The sequence below is a fragment of the Methylobacterium sp. 4-46 genome, from assembly GCF_000019365.1.
GTDB lineage: Bacteria > Pseudomonadota > Alphaproteobacteria > Rhizobiales > Beijerinckiaceae > Methylobacterium.
Genome location: NC_010511.1, coordinates 910580 through 926277, shown reverse-complemented (window position 1 = coordinate 926277; position 15698 = coordinate 910580). Strand labels below are relative to the sequence as shown.

Below are 15698 nucleotides of genomic sequence, written 5' to 3'. Positions count from 1 at the left end.
TGGCGGCTTTGAGTCCGCCAGATGGAAGATGGACGCGGCTCTCCGACGCCTGAGAACGACACATCAGGCCTTTTCAATGATTGGCGTCATGCTGTGGCAAGATAATAAGAGGTATTGGTCGCTTGGAAGCCTCTAATAAGCCTCACATGCCTGTTATTATTCTCTCACTGTCTCTCATGGTACGGTCACTAATCTCAGGAGTGCGGATGTCGAGGGTATGCCGCGCACCGGGTTGTTCATCCCCGGCTGCGTCACGGTTCAGTCTTTACTGCAAGGCCCATAAGGCGCGTCTACGCAGGCATGGCGCGGTTGACCAGGTGGGCGTTACGGAGGCCGTCCTGGGCTCGTACAGGCGCCTCGTGAGGGCTCGTGTCGAGAAGAACAAGGAGAGCCCCTTGTGGGGCCAACTGGAGGCACGCTGGGCCACCATCGTCAGCCACGCTCAGGGCATCGTGGACGGCTACCACCGGGGGCAGGTGGGCTACGCCTTCGAGAGGCGGGCTGCGCAGGAGGTGCTGAAGCTGGCGGCCGATGTGGAGCCCAAGGCGGTCGTTGAGACGGCTCTGGCCATGTTCCTCCTGCTGGAGGCGGAGCCTAGACGGTTCCGGTCTGACGCTGGCTTCCGGGCGCAGCTTGTCAGGAGGGTTCGAGGCCTCACGGACATGAACGTTGGGACCTACTGGGATGACGAGAGCGGGACGATGAAGCGCGTCTATAGGGAGGTGCCGCCACGGGCCATCGTTGTGATGGGGCAGTGGCTTGCAGAGGCCTTCGGGGGCGCAGGGACGCATATGGCGAGACTTGAGGAGAAGGACAGACAGGAGCGGGAGAGCGCTCGTCAAGACTTCTACAAGTCCCTTGAGGAACTGCGGTGATGAGTGAGGCAATGGCAGAGCACGCCACCGTGAGCCCGTCTGAACCTGTTCGGGAGCTTGAGGCTGCCATCCTTCTGAAGAAGTTGAAGGAGAAGGCTGCTGCTGAGGTGATGCCTAAGGCGATGCCATCAGAACTTCCGCTGGATGGCATCAAGCTAGAGCCTGACCTCTTTCAACAGCGTGGCACCAGTGAGAAGCACATCAGCGATTTGGTACGAGCTATCAAATTGTTCGACGTGCTTGAGCCTCTGACTGTCATCCGTGTCGGAGGTGACATATACCTCATCGATGGTCATCACCGTTATGAGGCGTATAGAATTGCTGAGAAGACATCAGGTATCCCAGTAAGGTACTTCGGTGGCACCCTGGATGAGGCTGTCCTTGAGAGCGGTAAGGCCAACTCCAGGGCCAAACTCCCCATGACCTCTCTAGAGCGTCAGAACTATGCATGGCGTCTTGTTCTGATGGGTCTTTATAGCAAGGCGGATACAGCAGCTGCTGCTGGTGTTTCGTCTTCTCAGGTCGCTACCATGCGGAAGGTCAAGAGGCAGTTGGGTGCTGATGCAGCCGACCATCCTCTCTGGTGGCAAGCGTTCAACGTCTCTAAGGGCGAAAGTGCAGCCATCATGTCCAATGAGGCGATTGAAGAATGGAAGCAGGCTCAGGCGGACCAGTACGCAGACAGGCTTCAGAAAGAGTTCGGCAACAAACTGTCCACGAACCCTGAGATTGCTGCGATGGCGCTTGCGGCGTACTTCGGTCGGAAGCTGAATGACCTGCATCAGGAGCTTGCTGGCTTCGTTGATGAGCCTGATGATGAAGATGAGGACTCCGACTTCTGACCTACCTGTACACTCCCTAGGGTGTGCAGAATGTACACCCTTAGCTGCTCTTCGCCTGGCAGGCAGTTCTAGGATTAGGAGGCATAGTTGCCGCAGCACGTTTGTCTTAGATGCAGCTCATCGTTCAGCTCTGCTCGCACCTCACAGAAGTTCTGCAGTGTGAAATGTAGAGGTGAGCCAAATCGCAGTACCTCCAATCAATATGCACGGATAGATGGTAATCTGGATCTCTATCTCAATCGTTTGCTTTATAAGAACAATAATATTGAGGGTAAATCAAGGTCGGCGTTAAGCAGGGAATATTTGAAAGAACTATGGAGAGAACAGGGTGGGCGTTGCGCTATGAGTGGTGTGCCTCTTACATGCAGAGCTGAGAAGGGGGCATACTTCCCATTCAACGCGAGCATCGATTGCATAATTCCGATTGCCAAGGGAGGGACTTACCAGGTGGGCAACATCCAACTTGTTTGTCAACTGCTAAACAGTTTGATGAAGCATGCTGACAAGCAAGCTGTCATTGAGGTTTGCCGCGGCGTCGCGGCCCGGTCCGAGATGCTGGATGGCCATCCATCGGCGGATTGCTCGATAAGCTGAGGCAATCCCTCACGCTATGCCACTTGCCTGGCGCCACTTCCCGTGCTCAACCTAGGTGTTCAACGTTCTCGCCAGCAGCGGCCGAAAAACCCTTACATATCAATGCTTCAGAGGCTTAAGCGTATAGTCCTCTCCTGGGCACCAACAGTTTTCCAAGCTGTTGATGCTCCTCGTTTTTCCGGGATTGATCCCGCACCTTGGACACCGGTGCGGGATTTTTTGTTGTCCGAACGTTCGGCCGGAACATAGATCGGCGCCTCTCTCGCGAGCCGCGCGTTGTCCGCCGTCCGCGTGTAGGTCGCGCTCTCCCGGCTGCCCGGCGCCCACCCAAACAGCGCGTTGAGCTGTGCCTCGGTTGCGCCGGCTTCGGCCGCGCGCCGCGCTCCGGCCTTGCGCAAGCCGTGCGAGGAGCCGGGCACCCCAGCTTCCCGACAGACCTTCTTGAACCACGTCCCGAAGCTCTCCTTCGTGAAAGGCGTGCCACGCTCGGTGCAGATGAAGGCGAGGCCGCCGGTCTTTGTCGCGGTGATCGACTGGGCGAGCGGCAGCAGGACCGGGCGCGTCACCACCGCGCCGGTTTTCTCCGTGCGGATCGAGAACTCCTGCCCGCGCACGTGCTGGCGGCCGAGCCGCACCGCGTCGCCGCGCCGGAGCCCGGTGTAGAGCAGGAGGTCGAAGGCGAGACGTTGGCGGGTGCCGATAGGCCAGCGTGATTCGAAGCGCGCCAACTCCTCCTCCGTCCAAGCGTGGAAGCCCGCATCATCGTTGTCGCCCGTGAGCAACTTGACCCCGAGCGTCGGATTGATCGTCAGGTAGTCTCGGTCGACGGCCCAGCCGAACAGGCCGCGCATCGCCTTCAGGAAGTTATTGGCCGCATGCGGCCGGTCGCGGCGCCGGTCTCGCCCGGCGAGGATCGAGGCCTTGTCGACGAGCTTCGCGGGCTTTGTGCCGGCAGTCTCCTCGATGGCGCGGTAAACAGCGTGCCGCTGCTTGCGAGTCGCGGCGCTCAGGTCCGACCATTCCGCGCTCTCGACGTACTTTCCGATGAGCCAGGACAGCGTACCTGTCGCGGCGGCCTTCGGCGCCTCGGTGGGCTTGCCCTCAACGGCGAGGCGGTAGTCGCGCCAGAACGCCTCGGTGCCATAAGCCTCGCGCATGCGGGTCCGCTTGCCCTGCCCGACCCGCACGTACCAGACGACACCTCCATGGCGGGTGGTCTCGCGGACGAGGTGCGGCGGGCGCGGACGCGGCATGGTGGCGATCACAGGATGATCTCTTCCCTCTCAGCATCGGGGCCGTCGTCCAGCAGGGCAACCGGTTTCATCGGGTCGCCTTCCTGGGCCGTCTCGATCGCTACGCCGTCGGCGTGCACCACCACGCGAACCACTGGCAGTCCGGCGTCCTGCATTGCCCGGATCGCGCGGGCGACATCGGCTTGAGTCACAGCGGCGCGCCGTCGCGGCATGCGCTACTCCTCCCCTTTGCTCGCTTGAACAGGGCGCTTGCCCAACGCTGCTTCGGTTTCGGTGAGAGCAAAGCGCTCGGCTGCAACACGACCGTGGCCGCCGTCGAACTCCAGGGTGGCAGCGCGCTCATCAAAAGCTGCGAGCCAGTCCTCCAGGGCGACCGGATCGGCTCTTCGCACCTGTTGCACCGACTCCGAATGCGCCGTTGCACCGCCCGTTGCACGTGCTCCGGTGCTACGGATCCCACCACCTTCCTGTTTTTGCGGTGATACAGGTGCAACGGTGCTACACGCCTGAATCCGCTCGGTGATTTTTGGCGCACTCACGCGACACGGCCGGTGCAACAAGGTGCTGCGACCCAGTGAAACACGGCCTGTAGCACCTGTAGCACCGGTTTTCGTGGCAGAAAGGGAAGGGCTGATCTCGCGCAGTCGACGGAGGGTTTCCTCACGCATCGGAGCCCCCGTCGAAGATGGTCGGCAGCACGACGTAGACCCGGATCGGCTGCGGGCTGACAGGCGTGCGCTCCATGCGCTGGAACTTGCCCTGGCGGTCGGGCCGCAGCATGCCACGCTCGGCCAGCACCCGGGCGGTCGCCACCGGGTCGAGCCCGGCGCACACCTCATTCTTCCACGACTCCGGCAACACCAGCCAGACCCGCTCCTCGCCGTGGCCCTTGCGCCAGCCGACCCGATTGGTGACCGGCCGGGCCTCCACGTCTCCGATTTGCTCGAAGCGCGTATCACCGTGCGCCTCGAAGAACTGGCGCACCTTGGCGATGCTCTCGCGCACCTCGGCTGGTTCAGAGCCGCCTCGGGTTCCGATCCAGTCCGCCAGCGCCTTCGCGGCAGCGGCCTCAGCCTCGCCCTCGGACCACGGGACGATGTTGAAGGCGCGCGCCAGTTCGCCTGCGGCTGCTATCAGGCCGAGCCGCGAGGCGGCGCGGCGCACCTGCCCATCCGCTTCGGCCGAGACGTGCTCCTCCACGAAGTCGTTCATGACGCTGATCGCGAGCTTCGTGGTCTCTTCCAGCCCGCGCTCCACGAGAGCACGGACGAAGGCGGGGCCCGCGGTGCCGAATGCCCCGAGCGCCGAATTCTTGATCGCATCGGCGAGGCGGGCCGGGTCACCCTCCTCGCCCGGATGATCGAAGACCCCGAAGCCGCGGCCCGCATCGGCCGGGATGTCGAGGAGGCGCACCGCCTGTCCCGCATATGCGCGGCGCTGCCGATCCTCGGCGATCTTGGCGGCCATCGGGATCTCGCCCGTGGACAGCGTCAGCACCCGCCACGTCATCGGGCTGCGGATGTGCCCGTCCCGCGCGGCTCGGCCTTTCCCGACACCGGAAGCGAGTTGGTAGACCGCCGCCGCGGCATCCCGGCCCTCTGCCACGCCGATCTCGTCGAGGCATAGCAGCGTGTCGGTGACGATCGCCGCCGTGGCCTCCTGGGCATTGGCGGTGGCGCGCCAGGAGCGAATGAAGCCGGGATCGGCCGAGCCGCGTCCCCACACGCTCGCCGCTGCCCTTAGCGTAGTGGTCTTACCTTTGCTTGACTGGCCGTAGAGGTTGAGCCCACCCCCTTCACCGCCGACCAGGTGAACGAGCGAGCCGGCGAGCGCAGTCGCGATGGCGAGGACGAGGCGGCCGTGCCCGGCCGAGAGTTGGCCGACGCCGCGGCGCCAACCGTCGAGGGTGCCTCGCGCCGAGTAGGGTGCCGCAGCCGCACCGACCAGTACTACCGTCTCGTTCGTAGGCTGGCCGAGAACCTGATCCGGCAGCACGAACACCTGCTGATCGCCGACAACGTGCCAGCCGGTGCGGGGCACAACCGTGACCCTGGCGCTCACCCGCACTTGGTTGAGGTAGTCGCAGAGATGACCGCGCCCGTTGCGGGAAACGGTCAGACCGCGGCTCGCCAGTTCGGCGGCCAGCGCACCGGCGTCGCCGTGAAGCGCAGCGTCGGGCACCGCGTACTCGTGGCGCCGTCCGTCCGGATCGCGCCAGCGCAGCCACCGCGCCCAGCCCTGGCCCTGCGGGTCGCGCGCCCGGCCGATCACCTCGAACGGCGCCGCGCACCAGATCGTCTCCTCGGTCCGCGCCTCGCCCCGGCCCTTGATCACCTCGACAGTGAGGCCGCCGCTGTTCATCGCGTAGGGGTGGAACGAGACGTAGGCCGGAGCCGGCTCGACGCGGCCGGCGTGAGATAGCGCGACCTCGCGCAGACGCTGCGGGTCCCACCCCTCGGCGAGGGCGTCGGCCGCATCCCAGCCTTCAACCGGGTCGCGCGGCTGTCCCGACGGTGCCGTCGCAGTTACCGCGTCGGGGTCGATCATCATGACGGTGCCCGCGCCGATGGCGGTCAGTTCCGCCTCGACTGTCCGCGCGTACTTGCGGCCGGGCGCATCCGCGTCGGGCCAGATCATCACCTGTCGGCCGGCCAGTGGGCGCCAGTCCGCCGAGCCCGCCGCCTCGGCTCCGCCGGGGCTCGTCACCACGACCGAGTTGGGGAAGACAATCTGCGCGGCGTCCGCCGCCTTCTCGCCTTCGGTGACGATGACCGAGGCGTTCGGGCTCGCTGCAAGCCTGTCGAGTCCGTAGAGCGGGCGCGGCTTCGGCCAACTCTTTCGGGTCCAGCGCGGCTCGCCGCCGCGCCGCCAGACGGTCACCGGCACGAAGACCTTGCGCCGGCCCGGCGGGTCGAACCGCAGGACGTAGCCGAGCAGGTGACCTTGCGCGTCGCGGTACGACCACGAGGCTGTCGGGTCGCCGAAGACGTTGTCGCGGAAGCTGACCGCCGGGAGCTCGGCCGGGATCGGCACGACGATCTCGTCGATGGTCTCGCGGGAGGCTCTGTGATCGTCGAGGCTTAGGACGTGGGCGTCGGCCGTGGGCGCGGTGCTGATGGCGCGCTCCATGGCGGGCGCCTCCACACTGTTGTGGGTGGGTTTGAGGTTGAGGTGCTGCCGGGTGCGTTCCGAGAGGCGCATCGCGGGCTGGATGCTGGAGTGGGGAGACCAGGCGGGCAGCCCTGCGCGCGACCGGACCCAATCCTTGCAGGTGATCGGATCGTCGCCCGCGAAGGAATGGACCGAGATGTCGGTGCCGTCCTTGTTCAGCCGAATGGAGAGGGAGCGGTCCTCGGCCGAGTGGCCGGGTCCCGGGGCAAGCACCTGCCCGTTGCGGAGGTCGCCGCCGAGCGCGCGCGCGACGGCGCGGAGGTCGATTGCCTCAGCGCGCACGGGGCGCCTCCTGCCGGTGACCAACCCGGGCGAGGCGAATGCGGCGCCAGACGGTGTGGCGCTCACGGCTGCTGTCGGCGATCACCCAGCCGAGGCCGAGCGGCGGGCGCGGCAGCGTCACCCACGACCCATCCGAATGCTCCAGCACGGAGTCGCGGGTGGTGATCGTCTCGACGAGGAGCGAGGGCGAGTTCATGCTGCCCTCCGGGTGCCAACCGTGACGCTGTAGCCAGTGGCACCGGAAGGGTGCTCCACCTCCTCAGAGATGTAGATCTTGCTTCCAAACCAGAGCCCGAGCGCTCGCTCGCCGAACTGCTCCGCGACACATTTCGAGTCGAACGGCAGCCATCGGGTGTCCGTGAAGCTGCGGGTCCCGATCCCGAGCCATACCTCGGCCGGCAGCGGCTGAACCCGGCACCGCCAGTCCTGCGGGCGGCTCTTTCCTTTCGCGGCGTGCTCCAGGCGCGCGACGTGCTCGCGGGTCCAGGCGGGGTAGGCGCGGACGATTTCGGGCCACGTGTCGAACCCCTCGGCCGGCAGGACGAAGCGCACGAGGCGGGTCAACCCGGCGCGCAGCGCTTGCATTGAGGCAGCGGCGGTGCGTTCACCAACGGGAGAGGTCGTTGCCCAGAGGAAATCCGGATCGGGGAATCCCCCAATTCGATTGTTGCCGGGACGGAGTTCGCCCGACCTCAGGATCCACGGCAGCCGTGCCGTGTCGGTGTAGTGGTAGACGACGCTCATCGCCGCGCCTCCCTCGGTCCGAGGCAAGCGAGGTCGGCAATGACAAGCGCCAGTTCGGGGCTAACGCCGAACTTGGCGGCAAGGGTTGCCGCTGCCACGTCGGCGGTGTAGAAATCTTCCGACATTGCGGTAGACACTCCTAGATCATCGAAGCCCCGGCAGCCCATCATCTGGGGAGATGGGGATGGCTGCTGGGCTTATTTGCTCTTTTCAAAAGACATAGTGATTCCGTGCCGACGCGATAATCCTGCCGTCGTTTGACGGAGCCGGCGCGCCGGGCCTTCGTTCTCGATTGAGTGTTGATAGGATGCGCGGAAGCGCGGCTTGTCAGCTTGAGATCTTCAGCTCTTTCAGCTTCACGGCGAGGCCGATCAACGCCAACTCGCGCAAGACCTTGGCGCGACTGCGCTCGCGGACAGAGAATGCGTAGTCGTCGAAGCGGCGGGCATCGCGGTCCGAGAGGACCGTGTACAGTCGTACGCCTTCGTCGATGCGAGGGTGGAGCGGATTCAGCCTCCGGCGGGGCTCAGGCACGCTTGCCTCCAAGTTTTCATTGATGAGTTTGTCGTGCAGCGCCATTGCCTCAAGGTGCAACGCGCGGGGCCGACCTGCGGCGGGACCCAGAAGGACCGGCATTGGTGTGCCGGCCCCCACAACGCGACCAATCTAATACACGTGCCCAACGCTACGCAAGTGCTAATCCGCTTCAATTTGTGAAGGGGAAACTCTTACACCGTCGAGGGGGAATTTTTCCCCGTCGAGGGGGAATTTTTCCCCTGCCCGTGCTGCACTGTTGCTGCAGCTTTGTACAAACTCTTTGTACAGGTGGCGTGTGGCGGGTGGGGAAATCTTTTCCCCACCTGGGTGCTGGGTTAGCGGCTGATCCGCAGCCAGCCGATCCCGACGGCGTCGAGGATCATCGCGGCGCGCGTGGACGGGGGCGGGGCGTAGTTGCAGAACTTGGCCGCCTAGCGTGCCCACCGCGACGCGGCTGGAACTTGGAGCGGACGCGCGGCGGCTTCGTGCAGGAAGGTGCCGTGGCGCAGGAGCACGGCGATCGGCGCCGTGTCATCGGTGCCGACAAGGGCGAGCATCACCTCCAGGTCGCCGACGAAGCCGATGCTGCGGATGAAGCGGTACTGCGACGTCGGTACCTGCGCACCCGGGAACCGGCCGATGGTACTCACGACCGCGCCTCCGCCCGGATCGCCGCAGGATCGAAACCGGCAGACCTCATCTAATCGTCGACGGTGGCCTGTGCGTTCCTCGCGCCAATCCAGCCTCGGTCCTTGCTCACCGAGCCGAGGATGCGCACCAGCGCCCGGAACTGCTCTGCCTCGCCCGCCGCCTCCCGGCCGACGCCCTGAGTGCGGAACATCGCGGTGATCGCGAGGTCGAAGCGCTTCCCCCAGAGGTTCGGATGAGCCTCGATCTGCTCGCGGAGATCCTCATCGTCCGCGAAGCCGAGAGCGCGGGCGAAGCCGTCACTCGGCGAGTCCATGAAACGCGACGGCCACGGATGGGACGGCAGCGGATAGCCGCCGAGGGCGATGGCGCAGGCGCTGATCAGGGTGCCCAGCATCCCGGGCGGGGCGGCGTCCCTGGTCTGATCGGCGTGAACGGCCTCAAGGCGAGCCAAGCGGTCGAATAACCTGGGCACTAGCACCTTCCGTGCTTCGACTGTGACTGTTCGAGGGCGGCAAGGCGGGCCGCGAACTCGGTCGCTTCGATCGCTTTCAGGTGGGCGTCCACCAGCTTGCCGAGTTCGGCAGCCTCGGAGGGCGTGAGGTCGCCACGCGCCACCGCGTCGAGGAGCGCGGCCGTCGCCTTGGTGAGGTCGGCGGGGCTCTCGATTGCCGGCAGCCCGAACGGCACCGGCCGGTCCTTCCTGACCGGGATCAGGCGTTCGAGGCACAGCCTCAGCGCCACCGTGTCGCCCTGCATGGCCAACTCGATGGCTTTGCGGGTGATGCACTCCGCCTCACCCTGCAGCAGGGCCTCAAGAGCGAGTGTCGTCCTGCTTCGGGCGCCTTTCGGCTTTCCCGCGGGGTTGCCGCTCTGGCCGCGTTCGAAGCGGCGTCCTTTGCCTGGCATTCGGTTGATCCTTGATGAGGTGGCTGTAAAATCAGGTTGGGTACAGCCACAGCACATGATGTTGACCGGCTTATCCGGCGTCTGGGCTCCGCCCGCGCAGGGTTGCAGTGCGATCCCGCCAGGGCAGATCCTTCGGCTTGCCGTTCTCCGCGCCGATGAACCTGACGACGATGTCGTGCGGCTGCGGATCGTGGCCGCGGGAGCGCAGGAAGGCCCTGCTCTCGTCGCCCGCTTCTCCGGCCGGACCATCGCAGAAGAAGAGCCGGATCGTCGGCTGGAGGCTGCAGATGAGAGCCTCCAGCTTGGCGAGACGGACGCGCAGCGGTGGCATTGGCCAGCCCTCAGCGCACCAAGGGCGTGAGATCCCGCCAAGGTAGGTCGACGGGCTCCCCACTCTCGGCCGCCACGACTTGCCGCAGGATGACATGCTGGCCGAGGTTGTGGCCGCACGAACGGAGGAACGCCGCCGCCTCATCCTCGGCGATGTTGAGGGGGCCCTCGAAGGCGTAGACCCCGAAGGGAACGGGCCGAGCGGCACGCTGCGCCTCAAGGCGCGAGAGGCGGGTTTTAAGCTGGCTCATGGGCTGTTCGGGGACAGGCTGTTGGAAGAGTGGGCTGCCGGGCTCCGGCGGTGGATGGCGGCGAAGCTCGCCAAGATGCGGCGCCGACCGACAGCGGTGAGGTGGTCCAGGGCGGCCATTGCCCCGGGAAGGGCTGCGGGATCGTGCTCGGCGTCCCGCAGACGGCTGCACAGCGCCTCGGCGCGAGGACCGGCGTGCAGGTGGGCGATGGCTCGGAGGGCGCGGAGCCGGGCGATGCGCTCGACGGAGGAGATGGCGAGGTCCCACGGGCCGAAGCGATCCGCGGGGCTCAAATCACGGGCATCAGGCGACACTGCGGATCCGGTGATGGTCGGCAAGGGCCGCGCTCGGTGCAGGCCGCCCACTCCCGCGGGGTGCTGCGGTGGGCGCAGGTGTGGTGACCAACCTTGAAGGTGAGCAGGTCGCCGGACAGGGCGCGGTGTTGCACTCGGCGGGGTGGCCAGCTCACGAAGCAGCCGATCTCGGCGAGGTCGGTCAGAAGGTCCAATCGGTGATCATTCGCGGACAACGGGCACTCCCACAGGGACGGCTAAAAACCGCCTCGGTAAGGCGGCCCATCTTCGATCTGAAACGGAGCGAGTTGCGCGGCGGCTCATCATCAGGACGAGCCCGCAATCAGGCGCAACACGGGAAGATACGTATTCGTACCTGATCAGGGTTCCTAATGTCAATCTATGTGCAACACAAACCAATCACCGCGGTGTGAATGGTGTCGTGGATAACGGTGCCTCGGTGGGCGGAAGCAGTTTCCATGCAATGACGAGGCTCGCGAGGCCGCGGCGGAGTGAAGCCTTAGCAGCCGAGAGTGCCGCACTCTTGCGGCCGAAGCCCATGTTTCTGCCAACCTCCTCAAGGCGAGCCTCTTCGACCACCACGAGATGCACGACCTGCCAGTCGGCGGGATCTATCCGCGCCGCAGCATCGAGCAGGGCGCGGCTGCTGCGCTCGACAGCTTCGGTGATCGGGGCGCGGGGACCGGGAGCAGCACCCGGCATGCCGTCGAGGCGGGCAGTCCCGTAGCCGGAGGCTGCCGCGACGCGGGCCATGTTGCGAAGACGATCGCCGGCCGTCCACAGCGCTCGGGCGCGGATCCCGTCCGGGTCGAGACCGCCGCGGGCGAGCAGGTTATCGAGCGGCGGGGTGCTGATACGCGTGGTGCGGCCATAGCCGCGAGCGGCAATCAGGCCGGATTGGGCGAGGCGCTTGGGCGTCGGCTGGTGGCCGTGGTCAGCAGAGAAGGGCAAGGAGGACTCCTGCGGAGAGTGACGATCGGATCAGCGGCCGAACTAGCGACGCGTCGCGCGAGAGGTCGCAGCGTGATTGCATGTTATATCAGATAATCAGTAAATACAACATCGACATACAGTCCTCGATGTCCAATCAAGAATGTGCAAAAAGCGAATCGAAGTAATAAATAATCTGTCACATGACAGCAAATGGTCATCGATCAAGCGTCGCACCGATTCTCAGGATCTCTAAGGCGGCGGTGCGATGGGCGATTGTGTGGTCAATGCGCTCCATCATAGCCCGATCGCCCCACAACCTGAATCAGAACGCAGGGGTAAGCGGTTGAGGAGTTCACTACCGAACTGCCATAGGCGAACGTGCTGGCCTGGCTGGCCTCACAGGACCAGGGTATCACTGACGCTATGACGTGGCCGGAATGGCTTTCGTGATCTCGGGTGACGAGCCGTCTGAAAACCTATCGCGACTGAACGTTCCGGCATACGTAGCGAGGGACAGCTTCGGGTCAGGAGTTCGCGTCCGACCTGTTCGGCTATGCGCCACTTCCAGACCTTCGAGCGGCTCGGTCGGAGGGGCAGCTCGCCATCCAGTAGCAGACGTCTCGAACAGCATCGGACCGCTCGCATCACCGCTTTTCTGTTGCGGCCGTGCCGAAAGGGCACCCGTCTGCGGCCCCGTGCGGCCCGCTCCTCCGTAAGCTGACGTTGTCCCAGCCGATCAAGCGCGGGACTGCAGCTCATGTCAGACGTCTGCACCCCCCGATTTGGCGTCACACGACATGATGGAGGTGCCGTATGAGCGGCACGGCAGCCTTTGGAAATGCGTCCGCCGATGCAGGGCGGAACCGTTGGTGGTTCGTCGCGGTCGGGGTCCTACTGCTGGTCCTCGGCCTCGTCGGCCTCTCCATGACGGTGGCGTTCACGATCGCCAGCACGCTCTGGTTCGGCGTTCTCCTGCTGGTGGCCGGCCTCGGCGAGATCGCCGAGGCTCTCGCCAGACCGAAGGAGGCCGAGATCTGGCGGTCCCGCGCCGTTCGGGTCCTCGCCGGCCTGCTGTACCTCCTCGGCGGGCTCTACGCGATCGTCCGACCGCTCGAGGCGTCGCTCGCCCTCACGCTGGTTCTTGGGGCGACCCTGATCGCTTCGGGAATCGCCCGGTCGATCTGGGCCGTCGCGCACGAGGTGCAGACGTCCCGAGCCGCGGTGATCCTGTTCGCCGTGCTCTCGGTCCTGCTGGGCGCCGCCCTCATCGCGCAATGGCCGTATTCGGGCCTGTGGGCGATCGGATTGTTCGTGTCCTGCGACCTCATCGCCGCCGGGGCGACGTGGTGCTGGGTCGGCCTGTCGGGGAGGGCGCAGGCGACCCCGGCCGTTCCGCCGCCCCATCTGGGCGCGACGGCGTGATGAGGATCCGCTGCGGACCTCCGAGGCGCAGGCGGCCGGCCCGCCTTCCGCGCCCGCTCGGCGACGGACATCCGAGTTCCAGCACAACCAGCACAAGGAGATCGGCCATGGCATCGCTGCATCGTCGCGCCGTGCTCAGGGACGTTTCGTGCGCCGTCATCACGGCCGCCGGCTTGGCTCTGGTGCCGAGCGCCGCGGAGGCCGTGCTTCTCAGGGCAGGGCCCGTCGGCGACGCGAACGACGACGCCCTCGTCGAGAAGGCCCAGGCCGTCGTCGTCGTCCCGCGCCGCCGCCGTCGCAGGGTCTGCTGGTGGCGGCGGGGACGCCGCGTCTGTGCGTGGCGCTGATCGCCTGTCCCGCGAGCGCTGTCGGCGGCGGCAGCCGCGGCCGGTCAGCCCCGGCCTTCCGGCACTCTGGCGAGCCGCGAGGCGATGAACCGAATTCGCTTGGCCCGGGACGGAGCTGCCCCATGTCGACGAGACGCGAGTTCATCAAGGCGCTTCCGAGCGCAGGAGCGGCCTTCTCGGTCGCTGGCAGCTTCGCGTGGGGGGAAGGCGTCGCCCGGGCCGAGGGAGCCGCGAGCGTCCCTCCCCCCGAGGGGCATTTTCACCCGCAGGGCAAGCCGCCCTCCACCTTCACGCGCGACGTGCTGCGCCGGGCACGAGCAACCCTCCCTTTCGCGGACGACAGGGATTTCGCGGAGCAGCGCAAGGGGCTGATCGCCCCCATGACCGCCATGACCATCCCGGCCGAGGCCGGCCACCTCGCCTGGGACATGCAGCAATTCCGCTTCCTCGACGCGCAGGACGAGTTCGACAGCATCCACCCGTCGCTGGTCCGGATCTCGCGGCTCAACAACAATTACGGGCTCTACGAGGTCGTCCCCGGCATCTACCAGGTGCGCGGCTTCGATCTCTCCGATCTCACCATGGTGCGGGGGAGGACGGGGTGGATCGTGTTCGATCCGCTCATCAGCCAGGAGACCGCGCGGGCCGCCTGGAGGCTGTTCCAGGCGCATGTGGGTGAGGGGCGTCCGATCTCGGCGGTGATCTACTCCCACACCCACGGCGACCATTGGGGCGGGGTGCGCGGCATCCTCGATGAGGAGGAGGTCCGGTCCGGCCGCGTGCCCGTGATCGCCCCCGCCGATTTCATGGCCCACACGGTGGCCGAGAACGTCTACGCCGGAAACGCCATGAACCGGCGGCTGTTCTATCAGTACGGGCTGCTCCTGCCGGCGGGACCGCACGGCTATGTCGGGCAGGGCCTGGGCCAGCGCGTCTCGGCCGGCGCCACCGGCCTGATCGCTCCGACCCGGCACGTCGTCGATTCCATCGAGGAGTTCGAGGTCGACGGCGTCCGGATGATCTTCCAGAACACGCCGAACACCGAAGCGCCCCGCGAGATGAACACCTACTTCCCGGACATGAAGGCGCTCTGGATGGCGGAGAACGTCATCGCGTCGCTGCACAACATCTACACGCTGAGGGGCGCCCCGGTGCGCGATCCCCTCAACTGGTCGAAATACATCAACGAGGCGCTCTACCGCTTCGGCATGGAGGCCGAGGTGATGTTCGCCTCCCACCATTGGCCGCGCTGGGGCAACGCGCGGATCCAGGAGGTGCTGCGGGCGCAGCGCGACCTCTACGCCCACATGAACAACCAGGTGCTTCACCTCGCGAACCAGGGCGTGACGATCAACGAGATCCACACCGTCTACGAGGTGCCGCGGAGCCTGCAGCAGACGTGGCATTGCCGCGGCTATCACGGCTCACCGGAGCACAACAGCCGGGGCGTCGTCCAGCGCTACCTCGGCTTCTGGGACTGCAACCCGGCGACGCTGATCCCGCTCGCCCCTTCCGAGAGCGCCCCCCTCTACGTCGAGATGATGGGCGGCGCGGAGGCGATCCTCGCCCGCGGCCGCCGCCTGCACGACGAGGGGAAGTACCTGCTGGCCCAGGAGATCGTGAACAAGCTCGTCCAGGCGGAGCCGCGCAACCGGGCCGCCAAGGAGCTCTTGGCCGACATTTTCGAGCAGATCGGCTACCAGCAGGAGAATCCCGGCCTGCGCAACAGCTTTCTGGCCGGGGCCTACGAGCTTCGGACCGGCATTCCGGAGGGCGAGACGGCGAGTTCGAGCAGCCCCGACGTGGTGCGGGCGATGACGACCGAGCTGTTCCTGAACTTCCTCGCCATCCGCATGGACAGCCGCAAGGCGGAGGGGATGCGCTTCACCATCAACCTGGTCACGCCGGACAACGGCGAGCGCTTCGTCATCGAGCTGGAGAACGCGACGCTGACCAACATCGCGGGGTTCCAGGCCGAGAAGCCGGACCTGACCCTGACCCTCAACCGCTCGGCTCTCGAGCAGACGATGATCGGGGCCAAGACCCTGGAGGCGCAGATCGCCGACGGGACCGCGACGGTTCAGGGCGACGCGGGCATTCTGGCCCAACTGGCCGCGACGATGGTGGATTTCGATCCGCGCTTCGAGATCATGCCGGGCACCAAAGGGAAGGCCGCCCCGGAGCAGGTCCGTGCCGCGGCGTATCGGGCCGAGCCCAGCCGGACGATCGCCGAGTAGCCGGGGCCG

Annotated in this window: 20 protein-coding genes; 5 read left to right on the top strand and 15 right to left on the bottom strand. The window is 65.9% G+C overall.

The features are described 5' to 3' along the window. Positions 1-317: 317 nt before the first annotated feature. Together M446_RS03935 and M446_RS34660 are read left to right on the top strand one after the other, a co-directional pair. Positions 318-875, top strand: coding sequence for a hypothetical protein (locus M446_RS03935; protein WP_050777463.1), 558 nt, complete (start codon positions 318-320; stop codon positions 873-875). Next, entirely contained in the window at positions 875-1717 is an 843-nt protein-coding gene (locus M446_RS34660; protein ID WP_012330785.1) for a ParB/RepB/Spo0J family partition protein, read from the top strand. Before M446_RS03935 ends, M446_RS34660 begins: the two co-directional genes overlap by 1 nt. A 701-nt stretch (positions 1718-2418) precedes the next feature. On the opposite strand, the gene M446_RS03925 is transcribed toward M446_RS34660, so the two are convergent. The 15 genes from M446_RS03925 to M446_RS36725 all read right to left on the bottom strand — a co-directional run bounded on the left by M446_RS03925 (position 2419) and on the right by M446_RS36725 (position 11701). Continuing rightward, entirely contained in the window at positions 2419-3576 is a 1158-nt protein-coding gene (locus tag M446_RS03925) for a tyrosine-type recombinase/integrase (RefSeq protein ID WP_012330783.1), read from the bottom strand. After that, the gene (locus tag M446_RS03920; protein ID WP_012330782.1) at positions 3573-3776 is read right to left on the bottom strand and encodes a hypothetical protein; all 204 of its coding nucleotides are present in this window, start codon (positions 3774-3776) and stop codon (positions 3573-3575) included. Before M446_RS03920 ends, M446_RS03925 begins: the two co-directional genes overlap by 4 nt. Before the next feature lie 3 nt (positions 3777-3779). Then, positions 3780-4232 carry a hypothetical protein gene (locus M446_RS36730; protein WP_150108568.1) on the bottom strand — a complete coding sequence of 151 codons (453 nt, stop codon included), beginning with the start codon at positions 4230-4232 and terminating at the stop codon, positions 3780-3782. Beyond that, positions 4225-7017: a DUF927 domain-containing protein gene (locus tag M446_RS03915; protein WP_012330781.1), complete on the bottom strand. Its 2793-nt coding sequence runs from the start codon at positions 7015-7017 to the stop codon at positions 4225-4227. The genes M446_RS36730 and M446_RS03915 overlap by 8 nt, the downstream gene beginning before the upstream one ends. Further along, the gene (locus M446_RS03910; protein ID WP_012330780.1) at positions 7007-7213 is read right to left on the bottom strand and encodes a hypothetical protein; all 207 of its coding nucleotides are present in this window, start codon (positions 7211-7213) and stop codon (positions 7007-7009) included. Before M446_RS03910 ends, M446_RS03915 begins: the two co-directional genes overlap by 11 nt. Beyond that, positions 7210-7761 (bottom strand): hypothetical protein, encoded by a 552-nt coding sequence (locus M446_RS03905; protein WP_012330779.1) that lies wholly within the window; start codon positions 7759-7761, stop codon positions 7210-7212. The genes M446_RS03910 and M446_RS03905 overlap by 4 nt, the downstream gene beginning before the upstream one ends. Beyond that, positions 7758-7886, bottom strand: coding sequence for a hypothetical protein (locus M446_RS38710; protein ID WP_265576522.1), 129 nt, complete (start codon positions 7884-7886; stop codon positions 7758-7760). Before M446_RS38710 ends, M446_RS03905 begins: the two co-directional genes overlap by 4 nt. 202 nt (positions 7887-8088) lie before the next feature. Continuing rightward, complete coding sequence (locus M446_RS03900; RefSeq protein WP_012330777.1) at positions 8089-8340, bottom strand: hypothetical protein; 252 nt, start codon at positions 8338-8340, stop codon at positions 8089-8091. A gap of 389 nt (positions 8341-8729) precedes the next feature. Next, positions 8730-8948, bottom strand: a complete 219-nt coding sequence (locus M446_RS03895) for a hypothetical protein (RefSeq protein WP_012330776.1) — start codon at positions 8946-8948, stop codon at positions 8730-8732. Positions 8949-8998: 50 nt separating this feature from the next. Continuing rightward, positions 8999-9343, bottom strand: coding sequence for a hypothetical protein (locus M446_RS03890; RefSeq protein WP_265576521.1), 345 nt, complete (start codon positions 9341-9343; stop codon positions 8999-9001). Positions 9344-9420: 77 nt separating this feature from the next. Beyond that, a complete protein-coding gene (locus M446_RS03885) occupies positions 9421-9855 on the bottom strand; it encodes a DUF5681 domain-containing protein (RefSeq protein ID WP_012330774.1) in 435 nt (144 codons plus the stop codon). 70 nt (positions 9856-9925) lie between these two features. Next, a complete protein-coding gene (locus M446_RS03880; RefSeq protein ID WP_012330773.1) occupies positions 9926-10186 on the bottom strand; it encodes a hypothetical protein in 261 nt (86 codons plus the stop codon). A gap of 10 nt (positions 10187-10196) precedes the next feature. Next, positions 10197-10436: a hypothetical protein gene (locus tag M446_RS03875; protein WP_012330772.1), complete on the bottom strand. Its 240-nt coding sequence runs from the start codon at positions 10434-10436 to the stop codon at positions 10197-10199. After that, a complete protein-coding gene (locus M446_RS38510; RefSeq protein ID WP_210161171.1) occupies positions 10433-10774 on the bottom strand; it encodes a hypothetical protein in 342 nt (113 codons plus the stop codon). Before M446_RS38510 ends, M446_RS03875 begins: the two co-directional genes overlap by 4 nt. A 375-nt stretch (positions 10775-11149) precedes the next feature. Next, positions 11150-11701 (bottom strand): hypothetical protein, encoded by a 552-nt coding sequence (locus tag M446_RS36725; protein WP_012330769.1) that lies wholly within the window; start codon positions 11699-11701, stop codon positions 11150-11152. Positions 11702-12496: 795 nt separating this feature from the next. Between M446_RS36725 and M446_RS03865 the strand changes: the two genes are divergently transcribed. From M446_RS03865 to M446_RS03855, 3 genes are all read left to right on the top strand, one after another. Then, positions 12497-13105, top strand: a complete 609-nt coding sequence (locus tag M446_RS03865; RefSeq protein ID WP_012330768.1) for an HdeD family acid-resistance protein — start codon at positions 12497-12499, stop codon at positions 13103-13105. Positions 13106-13212: 107 nt separating this feature from the next. After that, positions 13213-13452 carry a hypothetical protein gene (locus M446_RS03860; RefSeq protein ID WP_012330767.1) on the top strand — a complete coding sequence of 80 codons (240 nt, stop codon included), beginning with the start codon at positions 13213-13215 and terminating at the stop codon, positions 13450-13452. Positions 13453-13574: 122 nt separating this feature from the next. After that, positions 13575-15689 (top strand): alkyl/aryl-sulfatase, encoded by a 2115-nt coding sequence (locus M446_RS03855; RefSeq protein ID WP_012330766.1) that lies wholly within the window; start codon positions 13575-13577, stop codon positions 15687-15689. The last annotated feature ends 9 nt before the right edge of the window (positions 15690-15698 follow it).